Genomic DNA, 21,636 nt, shown 5'->3' on the forward strand with positions numbered 1-21,636 from the left:
AAATACTTTCAGGACTACCCCATGCAGATGGAAAATTTTGCCCCGATCATGTTCGCGGGCCTCGTGCTGATCATGCTGATCGGCTTTCCCGTCGCCTTCTCGCTGGCCGCCCTCGGGCTGGCCTCGGGCTTCCTGGCTATCGAGATGGGCTGGTTTCCGGCCAGCTTCATGTCCAACCTGCCGCTCAACATGTTCGGCATTTTGTCGAACGAGCTGCTGCTGGCCATTCCCTTCTTCACCTTCATGGGCGCCATCCTTGAAAAGTGCGGCCTGGCCGAAGACATGCTGGACTCCATGGGCCAGCTGTTCGGCCCCGCCAAGGGCGGCCTCGGCTACTCGGTGATCATCGTCGGCTTCATCCTGGGCGCGATCACCGGCACTGTGGCTGGCCAGGTGATCGCCATGGCGCTGATCTCGCTGCCCGTGATGATCCGCTATGGCTACAACATGCGCTACGCCACCGGCGTGCTGGCGGCCTCCGGCACCATCACCCAGCTGGTGCCGCCGTCACTCGTGCTGATCGTCATGGCTGACCAGCTGGGCCGCTCCGTCGGTGACATGTACAAGGGCGCCTGGGGCCCCTCCATCCTGCAGGTGCTGATCTTCGCGGGCTACACCTTCATGCTTGGCGTGTTCAAGCCGCACCATGTTCCCGGCGTTCCGAAAACCGCGCGCACGCTCAACGGCTGGGCGCTGTGGGGCAAATGCCTGCGCGGCATCATCCCGTCGGCCATCCTGATTTTTGCCGTGCTCGGCTCCATGGGTGGCCTGCCCGGCATCAACACCGCCATTGCCACGCCAACCGAAGCCGGCGCCATGGGTGTGGTGGGTGCGCTGATCCTGGCGGCCATGCACAAACGCCTGACCCCGGCGTTGATCTGGGAAGCCATGAGCGGCACGATGCGCCTGACAGCCATGGTGGTCTTCATCCTGATAGGTGCACGCGTCTTCTCGATGGTGTTCCAGGGCGTGGACGGCGCCAAGTGGGTCGAGCACATGCTCAGCGGCCTGCCTGGCGGCCAGACCGGCTTCCTGATCGCCGTCAACCTGTTCATCTTCTTCCTGGCTTTTTTCCTCGACTTCTTCGAGATTGCTTTCATCATCCTGCCCATGCTGGGCCCCGTCGCCGACAAGCTGGGCATCGACCTGATCTGGTTCGGCGTGCTGCTGTGCGTGAACATGCAGACCAGCTTCATGCACCCGCCCTTCGGCTTTGCGCTGTTCTACCTGCGAGGGATCGCCGACACCCTGTTCAAGGAAGGACGCATTCCCAAGCCGATCAAGTCCAATGACATTTACCTGGGCGCTATTCCCTGGGTGGCGATGCAGCTGATTCTGGTGGCGATCGTCATCTTCGTGCCGCAAACGGTGACGATCTTCCTCGACAAACCCGAGGTGGTCGACCTGGACAAGGTCAAGATCGAGATCCCCGTCGACGAGAGCGCGACCCCGCCCGCGGGCGGGGCCAGCGGTGCAGCAGGCACAGACCCGCTGGCCCCGCCGGCGGAGCCGAATGCCGATGACGAACAGAAAAAACTCGACGAACTGTTCAAGACCAAATAACCGATCGCAGCCTTCCAGGCCAGCGTCCAACGCCCCTTTCGCGAGGGGCGTTTTTATTGGCAGCCCATACTGTCAGTTTTTCCTTTCCATACCGCGAGCACTCCATGGACCCCGTACCCGCCCCCAGCACCTATTTCGGCCCACCGCCCTTCAAGTTCACCCCGACAGGTGGGAGCATCTCGGGGCAGGCGTTTTCCGTGCCCTTCAAGGTGTTGGCCACCGCCATCGTGCTGGCCCTGGCCGCGGCTTTTGTCCAGGCCTGGCTGGCTGGGAGGGCCTCAGGCGCGGCTGCCGGCGGGGGGTGGTTCATCGCCGGGCTGCTGATGGTGGGCTACACGTGGTGGCACATCCTGCGCAGCGTCACGCGCCTCGACGAACAAGGCCTCTACCAGAGCTGGGTCTGGGACAAGCACATGGAGCTGCGCGAACTCGCCTACGGCAAGCTGATCCGCGTGCGCGGACTCGAATGGCTGATCGCACCACGTCTGTATGTGCGTACCTTGATGGGGAAGTTCGCGGTGTTCTACGCCGCATCGCCCGAGATGGTCGCGGAATTTGAACGGCTGGTAAGCGAGTTGAAGACCTTTCGCAGCCAACGCTGAGGGCACGGCTCACTGCCGCCGGAAAGGCAGGCGAAAAAAAACCGCGACATGTCGCGGTTTTTTATTTCCCGGGAAAACGGGGAACCACTGATTTCCCTTTCAAGCAGGGGCCGCGGAACCGGCTTCGCCGGGCCGCAGGCGCAGCGGCCCCCTCGGGGGGCAGCGCATTACACGAAGTCGAAGACGCAGTGAAAAGCGTGGGGGCTTATAAGGTGACACCCTGCATGTACGTGTCGAAGCGCGACTCGGCGAAGCGGAACCAGAGGATCTGGTCCTTCTGGAAAGCACGGTAGTCGGTGTATATCTTTTTCCAGTCAGGGTTCTTCTCGGCCAGCTCGGCATACAACTCCATCGACGCCTTGAACGAGGCATCGAGCACGGGCTTGGGAAAGGGCAAGACCTTGGTCTTGGCGCCCACCAGCTGTTTCAGTGCGGTCGGGTTGCGTGCATCGTACTTGGCCTGCATGTCGATGTGCGCATGTGAAGCGGCGGCATCGATGATCGCGCGGTACTCTGCGGGCAGGGCTTCCAGCGCCTTGTTGTTGACGAAAAAATCAATCTCAGGGCCACCTTCCCACCAGCCGGGGTAGTAGTAAAACGGAGCCACCTTGTTGAAGCCCAGTTTCTGGTCGTCGTAAGGGCCCACCCACTCTGCGGCATCTAGCGTGCCTTTTTCGAGTGCCTGGTAGATTTCACCGCCAGGCAGGTTCTGCGGAACCACGCCGAGACGCTCCACCACCTTGCCGGCAAAGCCGCCAATACGGAACTTCAGGCCTTTCAGGTCAGCCACGGTCTTGATTTCCTTGCGGAACCAGCCACCCATCTGGGTGCCCGTGTTGCCGCCAGGAAAGCTCACCAGGTTGTATTTGGCGTAGAACTCATTCATGAGCTTGCGGCCATTGCCTTCGTACATCCAGGCCGACATCTGGCGCGAGTTCATGCCGAATGGAATCGCTGCGCCGATGGCAAACGCTTCGTTCTTGCCGAAGTAGTAGTAAGGCACGGTGTGGCACATTTCCACGGAACCCTGGCCGACACCATCGACCACACCAAAAGCAGGCATCAATTCGCCGGCGGCGTGGACGCTGATCTGGAATTTGCCGCCAGTCATTTCGCTGACCTTCTTGGCGAACACTTCGGCACCGCCGTAAATGGTGTCAAGCGGCTTGGGGAAACTGGAAGCCAGGCGCCAGCGGATGGCCGCTTGCGCGTGAACAGCAGGTGCCACACCGGCGGCCAGTACACCGGCAATGCCGGCGTTTTTGATAAGTGAACGACGATCCATTAAATGCTATCTCCTGAAGGGTGGTCGGGTTTGCGGTCCGAATGGACGTGCGGGGCGCCCAGCTGGCAATCGACGGCTATGCAAGCCGCGCTTTTGAGCAAGAGGGCGGAGATCTATTTTGTCAGCATTTCACACCACTTGCCCAACCCGGTTTTACAGTATCGGGACAGACGTAAAAAAACCGCCTGCAAGAGGCGGCTTTCGGGATGACCGATGGGCCGGGTTCAGAGTTTCTGGGCTTGCATGAAGCGGTCAAACGTGGCTTCCGTGAAGCGGAACCACAGGTTCTGCTCGGCGCGGAACTTGGAGTAGTCGGCGTAGATCTTCTTCCAGTTTTCGTTCCTCGCGCTGATCTCTTCGTAAAGCGCCATGGACTCCTTGAAAGCAGCGTTCATCACGTCGGTCGGGAATGGACGGAGCTTGGTACCCGCACCCACGAGCTGCTTGAGCGCACCCGGGTTTTTTGCGTCGTATTTGGCCTGCATATCGCCATGGGCCTGGGCTGCAGCTGCTTCCACAATGGCCTTGTTCTCAGGGGTGAGGGCGTCAAAAGCCTTGTTGTTGATGAAGAAGTCCAGCTCGGGGCCGCCTTCCCACCAGCCGGGGTAGTAGTAAAACGGAGCGACTTTGTTGAAGCCCAGTTTCAGGTCGTCGTAAGGTCCCACCCATTCGGCGGCGTCAATCGTGCCTTTTTCGAGGGCCTGGTAAATCTCGCCACCGGGAATGTTCTGCGGCACACCGCCGATGCGCTCCAGGACCTTGCCGCCGAATCCGCCGATGCGCATTTTCAGGCCCTTGATGTCTTTCAGCGACTTGATTTCCTTGCGGTACCAGCCACCCATCTGCGCGCCGGTGTTACCGCCGGGGAAATTGACGATGTTGTATTTTCCATAGAACTCGCGCATCAGCTTCAGGCCGTTGCCTTCGTACATCCATGCGCTCATCTGACGGCTGTTCAGACCGAAGGGAATGGCACAGCCAAGGGCAAAGGTCTCATCCTTGCCGAAGAAATAGTAGGGGGCCGTGTGGCACGCCTCGACAGAGCCTTGCTGTACGCCGTCGACCACGCCAAAAGCGGGCATCAATTCCCCAGCGGCATGAACCGACACTTCGAACTTGCCGCCCGACATGGCCTTGACGGCTTTGGCAAATACTTCGGCGGCACCAAAAATGGTGTCAAGGGACTTGGGGAAGCTGGAGGCCAGGCGCCAACGAACGGCAGCCTGCGCATGAACAGCAGGTGCTACACCTGCCGCCAGCACACCGGCAATACCGGCGTTTTTGATAAGTGAGCGACGATCCATAAAACTCTCTCCTGAAGTTATCGAATTTTGCGTTGATCTGCCAGATCGGTTCGGCCTGCTACAACTGTTGAATTGCATTGCCTTGATTGAATCGGCGGAGCATGGATACTTTGTCACTCTTTTGCATAAAAACACCCCGTTTTTACCCGTAGATCGCGCACAAAAAAGCCGCCTGGGCAGGCGGCTTTTTGACGAAAACGTTTCAGCGAGCGGCTTGCCAGTTGCAAGCCGCTCGCCCCCTATCTGATCAAGTTGATGGCTTTACAGCTTCTGGCTCTGCATGAAACGGTCGAAGGTCGCCTCGGTAAAACGGAACCACAGGTTCTGGTCGCCGCGGAATTTCGAATAGTCCGCATAGACCTTGCGCCAGTTTTCATTTTTGGCCGACAGCTCTTCATACAGCTTCATCGACTCCTTGAAAGCGGCGTTCATGACATCGGCGGGGAACGGCCGGAGCTTGGCGCCAGCACCCACCAGCTGCTTCAGGGCCGTCGGATTCTTGGTGTCGTATTTGGCCTGCATGTCGACGTGTGCGGCGGCGCTGGCCGCTTCCACAATCGCCTTGTATTCGGGCGACAACGCGTCGTAGGCTTTCTGGTTGATGTACAGGTCCAGCTGCAGGCCGCCTTCCCACCAGCCGGGGTAGTAGTAGTTGGGTGCCACCTTGTTGAAGCCCAGCTTCTGGTCATCGTAGGGACCGATCCATTCGGCAGCGTCGATGGTGCCTTTTTCCAGCGCCTGGTAAATCTCGCCGCCGGGAATGTTCTGCGGCACGCCGCCCAGGCGCTCGATGACCTTGCCGGCAAAACCGCCGACGCGGAATTTGAGGCCCTTCATGTCGGCAATGGACTTGATTTCCTTGCGGAACCAGCCACCCATTTGCGCGCCGGTATTGCCGCACGGAAAGCTGATCATGTTGTATTTGGCGTAGAACTCGCGCATCAGTTTCAAGCCGTTGCCCTCAAAGGTCCAGGCGCTCATCTGGCGGCTGTTCAGGCCAAAAGGAATGGCGCCGCCGATGGCAAAGGTTTCGTCCTTGCCGAAGAAATAGTAAGGCGCCGTATGGGCTGCCTCGATGGAGCCTTGCTGCACGCCGTCGACCACACCAAACGCGGGCATCAGTTCGCCTGCAGCATGGACGGAGATTTCAAACTTGCCGCCTGAAATCGCCTTGACATGCTTGGCAAACGTTTCAGCACCTCCATAGATCGTGTCCAGCGATTTGGGGAAGCTGGATGCCAGGCGCCAGCGAACAGCGGCCTGTGCGTGAACAGCCGGCGCAACGCCTGCTGCCAAAACACCGGCAACGCCGGCGTGTTTGATGAGTGAACGACGATCCATCAGGTTGACTCCGAAAGGTAAAAATGAAAATTCCACTGGGCTCAGGCACCAGTCAGACCGTTTTGCAGGTCTTTGGGAATTCTAAAAATGAGGGGGTCTCGACCCGGCCGGGTTTACCCTTGAAGAGCTGACGGGAAGCTGAACAGATGTGGCCCCCACGGTCGTTCGCTTCGCGTAACTCCCTGCCCCCCGAGGGGGCCGCCCGCCTGTGGCCCGGCAAAGCCGGTTCCACGGCTCATGCTGGCTTTAAGAGTCTTGCCTAAGCTACCGACTTTAGGGTGGGCTTGCCGGTTCCCAGCAGAGCAGAAAACCGCGCCCTCACGGACGCTTCGATGCCTGCGGCATCGAGGCCTTGGAGGGCGAGCAGTTTTGCGGGATCGCCGTGTTCGATGAACTCGTCTTTCAGGCCCAAATGCAGCACCTGTTTGTTGACACCTGCGGCTTGCAGGGCTTCGCTGACTGCGCTGCCGGCGCCACCCATGATGGCACCCTCTTCCACTGTCACCAGGGCTTGGTGGGTGGCTGCGACCTTGAGCAGCAACTCGACATCCAGCGGTTTGGCCCAGCGCATGTTGACCACTGTGGCGCCTAGTTTTTCTGCGGCTTGCAGGGCCGGGTATAGCAAGGTGCCGAAAGCCAGGATGGCAACACCCGAGCCTTCGCGGCGGACTTCGCCTTTGCCGAAGGGCAGCGCCTCAAGGCCGGTTCCCGGCTTGATGCCGGCGCCGGCGCCGCGCGGGTAGCGTACAGCCACCGGATGGTTTTGCTCGAAAGCCGAGCTCAGCAGCATGCGGCATTCATTTTCATCGGCGGGGCATGCCACACTCATGTTGGGAATGCAGCGCAGGTAAGGAATGTCATAGGCGCCCGCATGCGTGGCGCCATCGGCGCCAACCAGGCCGGCGCGGTCCAGCGCGAACACGACAGGCAGGTTTTGCAGGGCCACATCGTGGATCAGCTGGTCGTAGCCGCGCTGCAGAAAGGTGGAGTAAATCGCGACCACGGGCTTGAGCCCTTCGCAGGCCATGCCCGCGGCAAAGGTCACCGCATGCTGTTCCGCAATACCGACGTCATGGTAGCGTTCAGGAAAGCGCCTGTGGAACTCAACCATGCCCGAGCCTTCTCGCATGGCCGGCGTGATGCCGACGAGCCGGCTGTCGTGCTCGGCCATATCGCACAGCCACTGGCCGAACACCTGGGTGAAGGTCTGCTTGGCCGGTGCGGTGGATTTTTGCAGCCCCATGGCCGGATCGAACTTGCCGGGGCCGTGGTAGGCGATGGGGTCGGCTTCGGCGAGCTTGTAGCCCTGGCCTTTTTTGGTGACCACATGCAGGAACTGCGGGCCGCCCTTGGTGTCCATCAGGTGCTTGATGTTCTCCAGCGTGGGGACCAGCGACTCCAGGTCATGACCGTCGATGGGGCCGATGTAATTAAAGCCGAAGTTTTCAAATAGCGTGGCAGGCACGACCATGCCCTTGGCGTGCGACTCCAGGCGTTTGGCCAGTTCCAGCAGCGGCGGCGCCACGCGCAGCACCTGCTTGCCCATGTGCCTGGCGGATGCATAAAAACGCCCGCTCATCAGCTGGGCCAGGTAACGGTTCAGCGCGCCCACCGGCGGGCTGATGCTCATGTCGTTGTCGTTGAGCACCACCAGCAGCTTGCAATGGTCATGCACACCCGCATTGTTCAGGGCCTCGAAGGCCATGCCGGCGCTCATGGCACCGTCTCCAATGATGGCCACCGCATGGCGGTCTTCGCCTTTTTGCTGAGCGGCCAGCGCCATGCCCAGTGCGGCGGAAATCGAGGTCGATGAGTGGGCCGTGCCAAAGGTGTCGTAGGGGCTTTCGTCGCGGCGCGGAAAACCCGACAGGCCGCCAAACTGCCGCAGGCTGTCCATGCGCTCGCGCCGGCCCGTGAGGATTTTGTGCGGATAGGTCTGGTGACCCACGTCCCACACCAGGCGGTCTTCGGGGGTGTTAAAGACGTAATGCAGAGCCACCGTCAGCTCCACGGTGCCCAGGTTCGAGCTCAGATGGCCGCCGGTTTTTGAAACGCTGTCAAGCACGTAGGCACGCAGTTCGTCGGCCAGGGGTTTCAGGTCAACGCGGGGCAGGCTCCGCAGGTCGGCGGGGCTGTTGATGGTTTCAAGCAATGGGTACATCGTGGTGTCGCTGTTTATGGCAAGGCCGGTTTCCCGGTCCGCGGTATTCAATCCTGATGACGGCTTCAATGATGACGGTTCACAAGCATGTCCGCCAGTGCGCGCAGAGCATCGGTGTGACCCAGCCCGCTGGCGTCCAGGCTGCGCAGTGCCTTGCCCAGCAGTTGCTGCGCATAGGCTTTGGAGTCTTCCAGCCCCATCAGCGATACAAAGGTGGGTTTGTCCTGGGCGGCGTCCTTGCCGGCCGTCTTGCCCAGTGTGGCGGAATCAGCGGTGACGTCGAGGATGTCGTCAACGACCTGGAAAGCCAGGCCGACGGCGGCGCCGTAATCGTGCAAGGCGTCTTGAGCGGCCGGTGTCGCAGCACCACAGGCCGCGCCCATCATCACGCTGGCCTGCAGCAGCGCACCGGTCTTCAGCCGGTGCATTTCATGCAGCTGGACGGACGTCAGCGGCAGGCCCACGCTGGCAAGGTCAATGGCCTGGCCGCCGGCCATGCCCTGAAAACCGGCCGCCTGGGCCAGCATGCGGCACAGGCGCGCCTGTGTGGCCGCATCGACTGAGTCATCGGGAGGCGTGAGGAATTCAAATGCCAGCGCCTGCAGGGCGTCGCCGGCCAGTAGTGCCTGGGCCTGGCCGAACTTGACATGCACCGTGGGCTTGCCACGGCGCAGCACATCGTTGTCCATGCAAGGCATGTCGTCGTGTACCAGCGAATAGGCGTGGATCAGCTCTACCGCGCAGGCGGCCCGCAGGGCGGCTTGCGCATTGCCCTGCACGGCCTCGCAGGCCGCCATGACCAGCAGCGGCCGCAGGCGTTTTCCACCGTCGAGCACGGCATAACGCATGGCGTCGCCAAGGCCCGCAGGCGCAGGCGCATCGCTGGGACAGGCAACCCAGCGCGACAAGGCGCTCTCGACATTGGCAAGCTGCCCGGCACTCCAGGCGCTCAAGGTAAACAGGGGCAGTTTTTCAGGGGCGTTCAATCGTGGGTCTCTTTTTTAGGGGGTGAAGGAATGTTCTGCCTGCAATGCGCCGTGGCGCCGGCTGCGCCGGTTATTCCTGCACCCACGGTTTGAGTTCCGTGCCTTCCAGCACCTTGATCTGGGTTTCCACGGCCTCGAGCTTGTCCCTGCAGAACTTCAGCAGCTGCGCACCGCGCTGGTAACCGGTGAGCAACTGGTCCAGCGGCAGCTGCCCGGATTCCAGGCTGTCAACCAACCCTTCGAGTTCCTGCAATGCGGCCTCATAGCTGGCGGGCAATGCCGGAACAGCGGTAGCGGAAGCAGCAGCGGTGGACGAAGGACTTTTGGCCATGGTGATTTGGATGAAGGCTGATTTTAGGCCGTTGCAGGCAGGTTGCGGCCCCGGCGCCCGAGGCTACGAATCCATACATCTCTATTATCCGGTGGCGGCGCGCGAAGACCCGCAAAAAAGCCCGCGCGGGTACAATTGATAACAGTTCTCGATAACGGCAGTACCCCTGCTGCGGGATATCCGGCCTTGTTTTCTCCGTGGGCTGTCGCTCAGCCTGCCTACCCGCTTGTCAACAGCCTCCACCGCCTTGGCGCGGAGGCATGTTCACCGAAATTTGCATGTCTGATCTCAGCCTCCGTCTCCTGCAGGCCACCAGCCAGCTCCCCATTTCCAGCTATTTTGATGCGGGCCTGTACCAGCGGGAGCAGCAAAAGCTGTTTGCCCGCGGGCCGCGCTACCTGGGCCATGAACTGGCCGTGCCCCACCTGGGCGACTATTACGCCCTGCCGCATGAGGGCGAAGGCCGGGCGCTGGTGCGCAACGCTTCGGGCATCGAACTGATCTCCAACGTCTGCCGGCATCGCCAATCCACCATGCTGCAGGGCCGCGGCAATACCGGCAGCAACATCGTCTGCCCGCTGCACCGCTGGACCTACAACACCTCCGGTGAGCTCATAGGCGCACCGCACTTCGAGATCGACCCCTGCCTGAACCTGAACCGCTACAAGACCACGACCTGGAATGGCCTGGTGTTCGAGGACACCGGCCGCGACGTGGCGGCCGAGATGTCGCAGCTGGCCACCTACGCCGACCTCGACTTTTCCGGCTACCAGCTCGACAAGGTGCACCTGCACGAGTGCAACTACAACTGGAAGACCTTCATCGAGGTCTACCTGGAGGACTACCACGTCGGCCCCTTCCACCCCGGGCTGGGCGGCTTTGTGACCACCGACGACCTGCGCTGGCAACTTGAACCAAACTATTCAGTGCAGACCGTGGGCGTGTCAGACAAGCTGGGCAAGCCCGGCACCGACACCTACAAGAAATGGCATGACGTGGTGCTGCAGTACCGCAAGGGCGTACCGCCCAAATACGGCGCCATCTGGCTCACCTACTACCCGCACGTGATGGTTGAGTGGTACCCGCATGTGCTGGTGGTCAGCACGCTGCATCCACAGGGCCCCGACAAGACGCTCAATGTGGTCGAGTTTTTTTACCCCGAAGAAATCTGCGCTTTCGAGCGCGAATTCATCGAAGCGCAACAAGCCGCCTACATGGAAACCTGCGTGGAAGACGACGAAATCGCCCTGCGCATGGACGCCGGCCGCAAGGCCTTGATGGTTCGCGGCGACAACGAGTTCGGGCCTTACCAAAGCCCCATGGAAGACGGCATGCAGCACTTTCACGAGTGGTACCGCCGCGAAATGGGCGCCAGCAAAACCACGCAGATGATCTGACGGCACCGGAACTGCTATTTATTTGATAGCTGCTTGCGCAATACCATTGCGGATCCCAGCCACTTTTACCACTCATAACTCCTTACCCTGAAATCGATGCAAGCCGTCTGGATGATTCTTTCCTCCTTCCTGTTTGCCACGATGGGGGTCTGCGTCAAGTACGCGTCGGAACACTTCAACAGCGCCGAACTGGTGTTCTATCGCGGCACCCTGGGCATCGTCTTCATGGCCGCCTACGCCCGCGCGCGCGGCATCACCCTGGCCACCCGCTACCCGTCCATGCATGCCTGGCGCAGCGTGATTGGCGTGATGTCGCTGTCGGCCTGGTTTTACGCCATTGCCCATCTGCCGCTGGCGACCGCCATGACGCTCAACTACATGAGCAGCGTGTGGATTGCGGCCTTCCTGGTCGGCGGCGCTTTGATGGCCTGGGCGCCGCCGAAGGCAAATGACACGCTGAGCGCCGCCGGGCCGCCCCAAGGCGCGAGCGCCCCCTCGGGGGGCAGCGCAGCACGCGAAGCGGCAAGCGTGGGGGCTCTATTTTCCAGCCAGGGGCCTCTCGTCATGGCCATCCTCGCCAGCTTTGCCGGCGTCGTCATGTTGCTGCGCCCTGCCATCGACCAGAACCAGACCTTCGCCGGGCTGGTGGGCCTGATGTCCGGCCTGGGCGCCGCCTTTGCCTACATGCAGGTGATGGCGATTTCGCGCATGGGTGAGCCCGAAACGCGCACCGTGTTTTATTTTGCCGTGGGCACGGCGGTTGCCGGCGCGCTCGGCATGTGCGTCATGGGCATCACACCCTGGAATTGGGAACACGCGCTGTGGCTGCCGCCCATCGGCATCCTGGCTTCGCTGGGCCAGCTGTCCATGACCAAGGCTTATTCCATGTCAGAAAACCATGGCGGCACGCTGATGGTGGCCAACCTGCAGTACTCGGGCATTGTGTTCGCGGCTATCTACAGCCTGATCCTGTTTGGCGACAATATCCCCCTGATCGGCTGGGCCGGCATGGGCCTCATCATCGTCAGCGCGATTGCCGCAACTGTTTTGCGCGCCCGCGCTGCGCCCAATGCCCCGGCTGAAGAGCATTAAGGAGTTTTCCATGAGCTACACCACCCTGATTTCCGCCGAACAACTGCAAGCCCTGATGGCATCGGCCAAGCCCCTGCGTATCTTCGACTGCACCTTCGACCTGATGAAGCCGCACGCCGGCCAGGAGCAGTACCTGGCCTCGCACATTCCCGGCGCCGTGTATGCCAACCTGGACACCGCATTGAGCGCCAAGCACGGCGTGGCGGGCGCCCATGGCGTGATCACGGCCAGCGGCGCTGATGCACCGGCATCAGGTGGACGCCACCCGCTGCCAAACCGCGAGAAGTTCGCCACCTGGCTTTCCAGCGTCGGTTTTGCCAACAACATGCAGGCGGTGGTGTATGACCGCAACGGCGCCAACTACTGCGGGCGCCTGTGGTGGATGCTCAAGTGGGCCGGTCATGAAAACGTGGCGGTGCTCGACGGTGGGCTGCAAGCATGGCAGGCCGCCGGCGGCGCCGTCAACAGCGGCGAAGAACCTGCGCATTTCCAGGCCAGCTTCCTCCTGGCGCCGGAAAAAGCCACATTGGTATCGGCCCAGACCGTGGCGAGCCAGTTGGGCCGCCCGGCACAAACACTGGTTGACGCGCGCGCCACGCCACGCTTCAAGGGCGAGGTGGAGCCGCTGGATCCGGTGGCCGGCCACATCCCCGGCGCATTGAACCGCCCCTTCGGCCAGAACCTGGGGCCCGACGGAAAGTTCAAGCCGGCAGTCCAGCTCAAGGCCGAGTTTGAAGCCCTGCTGGCCGGCCGCGACCCGGCCACCGTGGTACACCATTGCGGCAGCGGCGTCAGCGCCGTTCCCAACATCATTGCCATGGAGTTGGCCGGCCTCGGAAGAAGCGGGCTCTACGCCGGCAGCTGGAGCGACTGGTGCAGCGACCCGGCGCATCCGGTCGCACAGGGCTGAGGCCGCCCCGCTTCGCGGCGCCGCCAGAAACACAAAAACCTGCACGCTGGAAAGCGTGCAGGTTTTTTTCATGTTGAAGCGGCCGCGCAGGACCCGCTCAAAAAGTACCGGTCAATGCCGGATTTTCATATCCGATTACTTGGCCGGAGCGCTGGCTGCCGTACCAGGCGTCGCTGCGTCACCTGTCATCGGAGACGTGCTGGTTCCCATTGGGGTGCTACCGGTTGTGGACGTACCCATCGAAGAGCTGCTGCCTGTTGGGGATGGCGTGGTCGACGGCGAAGGTGTGGTCGAGGGTGAAGCGGCAGGTGTCGAAGGCGACGCGCCGGTGTCTTCCACCTTTTTGCCACAGGCTCCCAGTGCCAGCAAAGCGGCCAGGGCAACGGCGGTAAGGGCAGCAGGTTTGAATTTGGATGCGTGCATGTCGGTTTCCTTTTTTGAAGATGAAATGGCTGAACGGTGAGTGGCTGAACGTCAGCCGGAATTCAATTTAGCCCGCTACATCGGGCTTACCCCATGAGACGGTGTCCCACAGGGCTGTAAGCGTTTTTCGCCTGATGCGCACGCGAACGTTTGATGAAAAAGCACCCGCATCAATGCGCGCGTGCGTGGCCGGACAGCCGGATGCGCTTGTGCGGGTTGTCAAGGCGTGACCCCGACGAAGGGCCGGCACCACGACTGCTCCGCGAGCCGTTGTCCGGCCGGTCACCCAGGCGTCCTTTCGAAGGGCTGGGTTCGGGCCTGTGGGAGTGAATTGTCTCTGCGGCGGTTTTCATGACGGTCTCCTTGAAGGTCACCTCTGCTTGCGGCAGAAAGCCGCAGCGAGGTGCAGACTGTTGAGTGGGATTGGGGGGTGGGTTGCGGCGCTTGCACACCTGCTACGCACCTGTGCCTGCCTTATTCACTGTAGGCATCGTTGCGGCCGAGGAATGTAGGCAATGCCTGTGGATTGCGTAGGAACAAGCCTACAAACCCTCTTCTTTCGTCTTTTTCCTTCGGACGCCAGCGTTCAAATCCCACTGGAAAAGAAAGCCACGCAGGTCAGTACCGGCCACCAAAAATATTCAAAAATCGAAACAAAAAACGGTCGTTTGCCATTATGGGAAAAGCGCAATCAGCTATCAAATCAATAGCATTCACGACCATTCAGCCGGTATCGGAAGTCACCGGCTGCGCTGGTGAGCGCACATGCTCCGGCCGCACGCCCACGCCGACCGCATAGGCCGGCAGCGCCTGCAGCAGGGGCCAGCGCCGCATCAACTTCAGTGGCCAGGGCAGTGCCATGGGCGGGCCGTCGCGCCCCCGCGCCGCCAGTACCGGGCTGAGCAGGCGGTTCTGGATGGCGACCTGCACCGCCTGCGTGACGCGTGTGGGAAACAACCGCCGTCTTTGCACCTGCGCCAGAAAGGGCGTCAGGGCGGCCCGGTCCACCTGCGGGTTCGCCAGCGGCGCAGCCAGAATATTGGCCGCCGCCACGGCATCCTGTACCGCCAGGTTGATGCCCACGCCGCCCACAGGCGACATCGCATGTGCAGCGTCGCCGATGCACAGCAGGCCGGGCTTGTACCAGTGCTCCAGCCGGTCCACCGTCACACTCAGCAGCTTGATGTCGTCCCAACTGGCCAGGGTGGCGATACGGTCGGCAAAGAGCGGTGCTACCTTCACCACATCAGCCCTGAAAGCCTCCAGCCCCTGCGAGCGAACGGCCTCGATGCCGCCCTTGGGAATCACATAGGCGCACTGCCAGTAGGTACGGCGGTCAATCATGGCCAGGAAGATGCCGTTGGTAATGCGCCCGCCCGTCGTGGAAGGATCGCCCGGCATCTTGGGCAGGCGCATCCACAGCACATCAATAGGCGCACCCAGATCGCGCACGACCAGCCCCGCCGAACTGCGCACCGTGGACCGCCTGCCATCGGCGCCGATCAGGAGGTCCGCCATCACCTGCAAGGCGCCCCCGGGCGTGGCGACCTCCACGCCCGTCACCACGCCGCCCTGCTGGATCACGCCGGTCACTTCGGCGTTCTGGATAAGGCGAAAACCGGGATACAGCTCCGCTTCATCGCGCACAAAATCCAGGAACTCCCACTGGGGGATCATCGCGATGAATTTGCAGCGCAGGCGCAAATGCCTGAAGCTGGCCAGCACGAGTTCGGTGTTGCCGACCACGGCGCGCAACTCGCTCACTTCATCGTGCGGGCGCGCCAGAAATTTCTCCAGCAGGCCCAGCTCGTGAATCACTTCGAGGGTGGAGGGATGCACGGTGTCGCCGCGAAAGTCACGCAGGAAATCGGCGTGCTTTTCCAGCACAAGCACCTGCACCCCGGCGCGTGCCAGCAACAGGCCTAGCATCATGCCGGCCGGGCCGCCTCCTGCGATGCAGCAGCGCACATTCAGAACGTCGGCCATCGTGTCTCCCGGGAATGAAATCCCCCGACCATATCCAGACTTGATGGCCCTTGCAAGCTCCAGGCGGGCAGCCACCGCCCAGACCCGTCAACATTTCTTGCGGAGCTGTTTTCGCCTATTTCAGCGTCATTGGCATGGGGGTGGTCTGCACTTCGCCCGGGTCCGGCGGGGTGTCCAGGGGCGGCAGCGGCTCGGGTGGCGGAACGTTCGGGTTGGTGGCCATGGCTACTTCCTGCCTCCCTTTCCGGCGTCGTTGTGCAACTTGCCAGGCGACTGCAGAGACTGCGGCGGCTCCACCCGTCTGGGCAAGTCGCGGATCATCGCTTCACCTTTCTCGTCCCGGCCGTCGGACGGCAGGTCCGCCTCCGATGTCGGTTCGGGCTCTTCATTGCCCGGCCGCTTGCGCGTGCCGCTCATCACAGGCCCACCACCATCAAAGGCATGTCATGGATTGCCAGCGCAGCAGCGGCTGCCATGCTGGCGAAAACGGTAATGAAAAAAGCGATGTACGCGGCTGCGCGCGGGCGATGAAAACTACGCGGCTTGCGCTGTGGCGCTTCTTGAGCCAACTCGCCGCTGACATCGTAGGCCGAGGGGCGGAAAGCGCTGGAAACCGTGGTGGAGTCTGAATGGAAGTTCATGGCGGGCCTGCCTTTTGCACAGTGTTTTGCACAACGCAACGGGGCATCAGGAAGATGCTTGGCCTTATCTTCCCGCTCCGCCCGAAACCCGCCTATAGGTCGCCAGGCCTTGTACTTGTCAGGCGCCGTCTGACAGCAACCGCAGTTGCGCCTTGCCGCTCAATGGTGGTGCGCAAGGCCGCTGATCAGCGTGACCAGGCCGATGCCGATGCCCAGCCAGGCGATTTGCGCCATGGTTTCCCGGGCAGTGACGCGTTTTTGCAACTGGGGAATCAGGTCGGCCAACGCGACATAGATAAAGCTGCTGGACGCCATGATCAGGAAAAACGGCAGGTAGTCGTACAGCTGGTCGACCAGCGCATAGCCGACCACGCCGCCCAGCGCGGTGACGGCACCGGCCAGCGACACCTTGATGAAGGCGGCGCGGCGGTTGTTGGATGTCTGGCGCAGCACCACCAGGTCACCCATGTGGTGAGGCACTTCATGCACCAGCACCGCCAGCGCGGCGACCACGCCCAGCCGCAAATCGGCCATGAAGGCCGAGGCGATGAGGATGCCGTCGCCGAAAGCGTGCACGCTGTCGCCGGCCAGCACAGCCCAGCTGCCGCTTTTGGCTTCGCCATGCGTATGGCCGTGGTGGCCGTGGTGGCTGTGCGCGGCATGGACATGCTCTGTATGGTCATGCTGCGCATGCGCCGCCACCTCGGGGCCATGGTGTTCGCCGCCATGGTGCTCATGGCCGTGATGCCACAGCTCGGCCTTGTCCAGCAGAAAAAAGAAGACCAGCCCGACCAGCAAGGTGGCAAACAGTTCCTTGGCCCCGGCCTGGCTTTCAAAAGCCTCGGGCAGCAAATGCATGAAGGCCGTGGCCAGTAGCGCGCCGGCCGCCAGGCTGAGCATGTGCTGGGTGTACCGGGCCAGTACGCCAAAGCTGAGCAGCGCCGCCAGCCACACGCTGCCAATGCCTGCAGCCAGGGTTCCCACCAGGATTGCTATCAAAGTCATAGCTGCTTGCGCTCGTATTTATTGGGCTAAGGCCCGAAATCACTCAAAATTATCCGCAGAGGTTACACCACAGACGACAAAACCCCGGGCGGGCATCCAATGCCTGCGGCCGGGGTTGCTTCAATCTTATCAAGCCTGTCAAGTGGTTAGCCCCCACGGTCGCTCACTGCGTGTAGCTCCCTGCCCCCCGAGGGGGCCGCCCGCCTGCGGTCTGGCAAAGCCAGTCCCGCGGCTCATGCTGGCTTGAAGAGTTCAGGGCGCAATCAGTGTGGGGTATTTCACCAGCAGGGGCCGCGGAACCGGCTTTGCCGGGCCGCTGGCGCCGCCCCCTCGAGGGGGGAACAGGCTACACGAAGTGAGCCTGGACGGGGGTGCTTTTTAATTCACGCCGTGGGTTTTGAACCACTCAACAGCGCGCTTGAATCCGTCATCTGCCGCATCCTTGCGGTAGCTCGGGCGGTAATCAGCATGGAAGGCGTGGGGAGCTTGCGGATAGACCACAAACTCGGAAGCTGCTGCGGCCTTGTTGCCCTTGGCGCCGGCCTCGGCCAGCGCGTCCTTCATCTGGTTGACGGTGGTCAGCGGGATGCCGCCGTCCTGCCCGCCATACAGACCCAGCACCGGCGCCTTGAGGTTGGCGGCCAGGTCCAGCGGATGCTTGGGCGTCAACGCCGACGGCTGGCCGACCAGGCGGCCGTACCAGGCCACGCCGGCCTTGACGTTCTTGCTTTGCTCGGCATACAGCCAGGTGATGCGGCCGCCCCAGCAAAAACCGGTGATGCCCACCTTTTTGGCATTTCCGCCGTTAGCGGCTGCCCACTTCACGGCGCCGTCCAGGTCGGCCATGACCTGTTCGTCAGGCACTTTGGACACCACTTCGGCCAGGAGCTTGGCCATTTCGTTGTACTTGCTGGGGTCGCCCTGGCGCGCATAGAGCTCGGGGGCAATCGCCAGGTAGCCGGCTTTGGCAAAGCGCCGGGCCGTGTCGGCGATGTATTCGTGCACGCCAAAAATTTCCTGGATCACCAGCACCACCGGCAGGTTGGTCTTGCCGGCCGGCGCCGCGAAAAACGCGGGCACCTTGAAGCCATTGACTTCATAGGTGGTTTCGCCGGTCTTCAGGCCTTCTGAGGAAGTTTTGATGGCTGTCTGCGCCATGATGGGCATGGCGGTGGCGGCATACCCGACCCCCAGGGCCGTTTTGAGCGCGGTGCGGCGGCTGGCGCCGGCTTCGGTGGACCGCCCGGGCAGCAGGGCGTCGAAGTCTTTCTTCTGGTCGTGTTCAAGCATGGCGGTTTCCTCGGTAGATTGTGGGAGGTTGTCAAAAGGCAAACAGTCGGAGTCTATGCGGCCCCGGAAGTTCTTGCCACCGCGAGGCAATGACGCTGGTGTTTTCCCTTGCCCACCGCCCTGCCCCACACTCAAACTCAAACTATCTTGACACTGAGCTCCGGCAGGCCGTCGATATGGCATTCGATGACATCGCCCTTGACCACCGGGCCGACGTTTTCAGGCGTGCCCGAGTAAATGATGTCGCCGGGAAAGAGCTCAAACGCTTCGGACAGTTTGGAGATCTGCTCGGCCACCGACCAGATCATGTGGTTCAGCGTGGCCTGCTGCTTGACCTGGCCGTTGACCTTGAGCCAGATCGCGCCTTTGGTGTAGTGGCCAGTCTGCGCAACTTTGTGGATGGGACCGATGGGAGCCGACATGTCAAAGCTCTTGCCGATTTCCCAGGGCTTTTTCTGGTCGCCCATACCGCGCTGCAGGTCGCGGCGTGTCATGTCCAGGCCGAGAGCGTAACCATAGACACGATCCAGCGCCTCGCTCATCGGGATGTTGCGCCCACCTTTGGCCAGCGCCGCCACGAGTTCGACTTCGTAGTGGTAGTTTTTGGTCAGTGTGGGGTACGGGTGGTCTGCGATCTTGCCGGGCGGCACCACCTGAATGGCGTCCGTCGGCTTCTGAAAGAAGAACGGCGGTTCACGGCTCGGATCCGAACCCATCTCGATCGCATGTGCTGCGTAGTTGCGGCCTATGCAGTAAATGCGGCGCACCGGAAACATTTCGGCGCTACCCGCGATGGGAATGTAGGTCTCAGCCACCGTGAAAGGCGTGGCCGGCGCATTGGCCGCCGTGCCCGGCGTGGCGCAGCCGACGACGGCGCCTGTCGCCATCAGGGCGCCTGTTTGCAGAATTCCGCGTTTGCTCATGTCTGGGTGTGTCATGTGTGTCTCCTGGGATTGATGAAAGCTGGAGCTTGTTGTCGGGTGTTTTTCTCCAGCTATCGAGCTTAGGGTGCGCAGGCCGCGCGCAGGCGGACGCAATTACGCATTAACCGGACGATTCAATGCAACGCTGCTGCGCTGCAGCGGCAGCGGCAGCGGCTTCAGGTTGAACCGGAAATTTTGGCGCGTACCGAGTCGCGAAAAGCCTTGGGCGTCTGGCCGAAGCGCTGCCTGAAACGCCGCGCGAAGTAGGCCTCGTCAGCAAAGCCCGAGGCATGGGCGATGCTGGCGATGCGCTGGCTGCTGTGCGCCAGCTGTTCCTGCGCAAACTCCAGGCGCCGCTCTGTCACCAGGTCGGTGAAAGTCTTGCCGGTTTCTTTCTTCAGAAGGTGCGCAAGGTAGTTGGGCGAGAGGAAAGCGGCCGCTGCCGCGTCGGCCAGCGTGACCTCGCCGGCCAGGTGCTCACGGATGTAGCGCACCGCGCGCTGCAGGCTGGCGCGCCGGCTGCCCTGCTGCGCCTGGCTGGCCGAAAAACGCAGCAGGTCGGCTTCGTACTTGCGGCAGACCATGCCTATCAGCTGCAGCATCAGGCCGCGAATCATCTCGATGGAGCCGAAGCGGCGATGCGCGTTCTCCAACGCGAGTTTTTCCAGCAGCGCTTCGATCTCGGGAAACTCTTCCTCGGAAAAATAGAAGTCAGCGTACTCCTGGAACAGGAAGGGCGCGAGTTCGGGCGCGCGGCTCAAGGGCACGTCTTCCAGATCCAGCGGATCCACATCGAGGCCGGGGCGCAGGAACTGCTGCGACATGTTGATGATGACGTAGCGCGAACCCTCGGGATGCGGGATCACATGCACGCGGTAAGGCAGGATAAAACTCAAATAGCCGCGCCGGAAAGGCCGCACCGTGCCGGCCACATTCTGTTCGGTGTCGCCCTGCAGACTGATCTGGATCTGGAAATACTCGTGCCGGTGCGGGCGTACCAGCGGCGGCCGCACCAGCTGGGACCGGATGTCGAAGTCGAGGTGGTCGGCCCGCTCGGACATGCCGTAGGTCTTGATGTCTGTCATGCGCCGTATTCTCGGGCTTGGGCCTTTGCTGTTGTTTCTTTTCAGAATCTTTTATTTCTGTATTGACAGAAATTTCAGACGGCGTATATTCAAAGCCATGGAACTCAGCCCCGTCGCCCGCAAATTCGTCGTCCACTGGGGAGAAATGGGCACCGCCTGGGGCGTGAACCGCACCGTTTCACAAATCCACGCCCTGCTTTTCTTCCACGGCCGCCCGCTGCATGCCGAAGACATCGCCGATACGCTGGAAGTGGCGCGCTCCAATGTCAGCACCAGCCTCAAGGAGCTGCTGAACTGGAACCTGATCCGTGCGACCCATTTGCTGGGCGACAGGCGCGACTATTACGAAACCTCGCTCGACGTCTGGGAACTCTTTCGCACCGTGGTGCGCGAACGCAAGGAGCGCGAGTTTGACCCGACCGTGCGCATGCTGCGCGAGTTGGTGAAGGAAGACGGCTTTGAGGCCGAGTCCGCCGATGCCCAGGACCGGGTACGGGAAACGCTGCGCCTGATGGAATCCCTGGGCTCGTGGGCCGACGAGATGCTGCGGCTGTCACCCACCACGCTGGAGAAAGTGCTGCGCATGGGCGCCAGCGTGCAGAAGTTCGTGCGAGGCGACAGCGACGCGAAACTCATGGACCCCTCCGAACTTTTACCGCCCACTTTTTGATTTAGAGGACCTGGCCAGCTTTGGCCCTTTTTTTGACTATTGATTTCTGTTTGTACTGAAATTTCTAAAGGAGAGAAATATGACAAGCGCCCGCATAACCACCCGCAGCGTTCCCGACCTGGGCAACACCCGTTACGACAGCTTCAAGGCCGGGCTGGATCCCACGATTTATCCGCTGACCCTGTTCTACGAATCCGCCTGCCCGCTCTGCAATGCAGAAATGAGCAACCTCATGCTGCGCGACACCGAAGGCCATCTGCGCTTTGCCGATGTCTCGGCGCCGGACTTCGCCGATGTGCCTGCCGGCGCCACGATGCAAGACCTGCTGGACCTCATCCATGCACGCACTGCGGACGGCCGCGTGCTCAAGGGCGTCGAGGTGTTCCGGCTGGCTTACGAAGCCGTCGGCCTGGGCTGGGTCAGCTCGGCCATGCGCATGCCCTTGCTGCGCCCGCTGGCCGAATGGGGCTACCCGGTGCTGGCACGCAACCGCCACCGCATCCCGCGCGGCTTCGTTCGCCTGCTGTTTGAAGGCGCTGTGCGGCGCGCGGCCGAGCGCTCGGTCCTGGCGCGCTGCGACGCCGGAAGCTGCTCACGCTAAGCCGTTCCATCACCACTCACCCAACCATCCGAGCAAACGA

Annotated in this window: 21 protein-coding genes; 8 read left to right on the forward strand and 13 right to left on the reverse strand. The window is 61.8% G+C overall.

Annotation, left to right across the window (positions count from 1 at the left end; all coding sequences use genetic code 11):
- The first annotated feature begins 21 nt into the window (after nt 1-21).
- On the forward strand, nt 22-1,563 hold the full coding sequence (locus tag AC1DVV_RS11400) for a TRAP transporter large permease (RefSeq protein WP_457280019.1): 1,542 nt from the start codon (nt 22-24) through the stop codon (nt 1,561-1,563).
- Between the two features lie 104 nt (nt 1,564-1,667).
- The gene (locus tag AC1DVV_RS11405) at nt 1,668-2,165 is read left to right on the forward strand and encodes a hypothetical protein (RefSeq protein WP_457280018.1); all 498 of its coding nucleotides are present in this window, start codon (nt 1,668-1,670) and stop codon (nt 2,163-2,165) included.
- Nucleotides 2,166-2,370: 205 nt separating this feature from the next.
- On the opposite strand, the gene AC1DVV_RS11410 is transcribed toward AC1DVV_RS11405, so the two are convergent.
- The 6 genes from AC1DVV_RS11410 to AC1DVV_RS11435 form a co-directional block, all read right to left on the reverse strand.
- Nucleotides 2,371-3,450 (reverse strand): TRAP transporter substrate-binding protein, encoded by a 1,080-nt coding sequence (locus tag AC1DVV_RS11410; protein WP_457280017.1) that lies wholly within the window; start codon nt 3,448-3,450, stop codon nt 2,371-2,373.
- 224 nt (nt 3,451-3,674) lie between these two features.
- On the reverse strand, nt 3,675-4,754 hold the full coding sequence (locus AC1DVV_RS11415) for a TRAP transporter substrate-binding protein (protein ID WP_457280016.1): 1,080 nt from the start codon (nt 4,752-4,754) through the stop codon (nt 3,675-3,677).
- 261 nt (nt 4,755-5,015) lie between these two features.
- Entirely contained in the window at nt 5,016-6,095 is a 1,080-nt protein-coding gene (locus tag AC1DVV_RS11420) for a TRAP transporter substrate-binding protein (protein ID WP_457280015.1), read from the reverse strand.
- Nucleotides 6,096-6,354: 259 nt separating this feature from the next.
- Nucleotides 6,355-8,256: a 1-deoxy-D-xylulose-5-phosphate synthase gene (gene dxs, locus AC1DVV_RS11425; protein ID WP_477665606.1), complete on the reverse strand. Its 1,902-nt coding sequence runs from the start codon at nt 8,254-8,256 to the stop codon at nt 6,355-6,357.
- A gap of 65 nt (nt 8,257-8,321) precedes the next feature.
- The gene (locus AC1DVV_RS11430; RefSeq protein ID WP_477665605.1) at nt 8,322-9,242 is read right to left on the reverse strand and encodes a polyprenyl synthetase family protein; all 921 of its coding nucleotides are present in this window, start codon (nt 9,240-9,242) and stop codon (nt 8,322-8,324) included.
- Nucleotides 9,243-9,312: 70 nt separating this feature from the next.
- Nucleotides 9,313-9,573 (reverse strand): exodeoxyribonuclease VII small subunit, encoded by a 261-nt coding sequence (locus AC1DVV_RS11435; protein WP_477665604.1) that lies wholly within the window; start codon nt 9,571-9,573, stop codon nt 9,313-9,315.
- 278 nt (nt 9,574-9,851) lie between these two features.
- On the opposite strand from AC1DVV_RS11435, the gene AC1DVV_RS11440 reads away from it, so the two are divergent.
- From AC1DVV_RS11440 to AC1DVV_RS11455, 4 genes are all read left to right on the forward strand, one after another.
- Nucleotides 9,852-10,970 carry an aromatic ring-hydroxylating oxygenase subunit alpha gene (locus tag AC1DVV_RS11440; RefSeq protein WP_477665603.1) on the forward strand — a complete coding sequence of 373 codons (1,119 nt, stop codon included), beginning with the start codon at nt 9,852-9,854 and terminating at the stop codon, nt 10,968-10,970.
- 96 nt (nt 10,971-11,066) lie between these two features.
- Complete coding sequence (locus tag AC1DVV_RS11445; RefSeq protein ID WP_477665602.1) at nt 11,067-12,062, forward strand: DMT family transporter; 996 nt, start codon at nt 11,067-11,069, stop codon at nt 12,060-12,062.
- Nucleotides 12,063-12,072: 10 nt separating this feature from the next.
- Nucleotides 12,073-12,972 carry a sulfurtransferase gene (locus AC1DVV_RS11450; protein WP_477665601.1) on the forward strand — a complete coding sequence of 300 codons (900 nt, stop codon included), beginning with the start codon at nt 12,073-12,075 and terminating at the stop codon, nt 12,970-12,972.
- A gap of 55 nt (nt 12,973-13,027) precedes the next feature.
- Entirely contained in the window at nt 13,028-13,435 is a 408-nt protein-coding gene (locus AC1DVV_RS11455) for a hypothetical protein (RefSeq protein WP_477665600.1), read from the forward strand.
- A gap of 130 nt (nt 13,436-13,565) precedes the next feature.
- Here the strand turns inward: AC1DVV_RS11455 and AC1DVV_RS11460 are convergent, their stop codons facing one another.
- The 7 genes from AC1DVV_RS11460 to AC1DVV_RS11490 all read right to left on the reverse strand — a co-directional run bounded on the left by AC1DVV_RS11460 (nt 13,566) and on the right by AC1DVV_RS11490 (nt 20,325).
- Nucleotides 13,566-13,748: a hypothetical protein gene (locus tag AC1DVV_RS11460; protein ID WP_477665599.1), complete on the reverse strand. Its 183-nt coding sequence runs from the start codon at nt 13,746-13,748 to the stop codon at nt 13,566-13,568.
- 370 nt (nt 13,749-14,118) lie between these two features.
- Entirely contained in the window at nt 14,119-15,381 is a 1,263-nt protein-coding gene (locus tag AC1DVV_RS11465; RefSeq protein WP_477665598.1) for an FAD-dependent oxidoreductase, read from the reverse strand.
- Nucleotides 15,382-15,797: 416 nt separating this feature from the next.
- Nucleotides 15,798-16,022 (reverse strand): hypothetical protein, encoded by a 225-nt coding sequence (locus AC1DVV_RS11470; RefSeq protein WP_477665597.1) that lies wholly within the window; start codon nt 16,020-16,022, stop codon nt 15,798-15,800.
- A 159-nt stretch (nt 16,023-16,181) separates the two neighbouring features.
- The gene (locus tag AC1DVV_RS11475; RefSeq protein ID WP_477665596.1) at nt 16,182-17,027 is read right to left on the reverse strand and encodes a ZIP family metal transporter; all 846 of its coding nucleotides are present in this window, start codon (nt 17,025-17,027) and stop codon (nt 16,182-16,184) included.
- A 378-nt stretch (nt 17,028-17,405) separates the two neighbouring features.
- Entirely contained in the window at nt 17,406-18,317 is a 912-nt protein-coding gene (locus tag AC1DVV_RS11480) for a dienelactone hydrolase family protein (protein WP_477689247.1), read from the reverse strand.
- A gap of 137 nt (nt 18,318-18,454) precedes the next feature.
- On the reverse strand, nt 18,455-19,255 hold the full coding sequence (locus tag AC1DVV_RS11485; RefSeq protein WP_477689246.1) for a fumarylacetoacetate hydrolase family protein: 801 nt from the start codon (nt 19,253-19,255) through the stop codon (nt 18,455-18,457).
- A 161-nt stretch (nt 19,256-19,416) separates the two neighbouring features.
- Nucleotides 19,417-20,325, reverse strand: a complete 909-nt coding sequence (locus AC1DVV_RS11490; protein WP_477689245.1) for a helix-turn-helix transcriptional regulator — start codon at nt 20,323-20,325, stop codon at nt 19,417-19,419.
- A gap of 97 nt (nt 20,326-20,422) precedes the next feature.
- On the opposite strand from AC1DVV_RS11490, the gene AC1DVV_RS11495 reads away from it, so the two are divergent.
- Together AC1DVV_RS11495 and AC1DVV_RS11500 are read left to right on the forward strand one after the other, a co-directional pair.
- Entirely contained in the window at nt 20,423-20,995 is a 573-nt protein-coding gene (locus AC1DVV_RS11495; protein ID WP_477665592.1) for a GbsR/MarR family transcriptional regulator, read from the forward strand.
- 79 nt (nt 20,996-21,074) lie between these two features.
- The gene (locus tag AC1DVV_RS11500) at nt 21,075-21,596 is read left to right on the forward strand and encodes a thiol-disulfide oxidoreductase DCC family protein (RefSeq protein WP_477665591.1); all 522 of its coding nucleotides are present in this window, start codon (nt 21,075-21,077) and stop codon (nt 21,594-21,596) included.
- Nucleotides 21,597-21,636 lie beyond the last annotated feature (40 nt).

The sequence above is a fragment of the Polaromonas sp. P3_B4 genome (genome assembly GCF_056402835.1).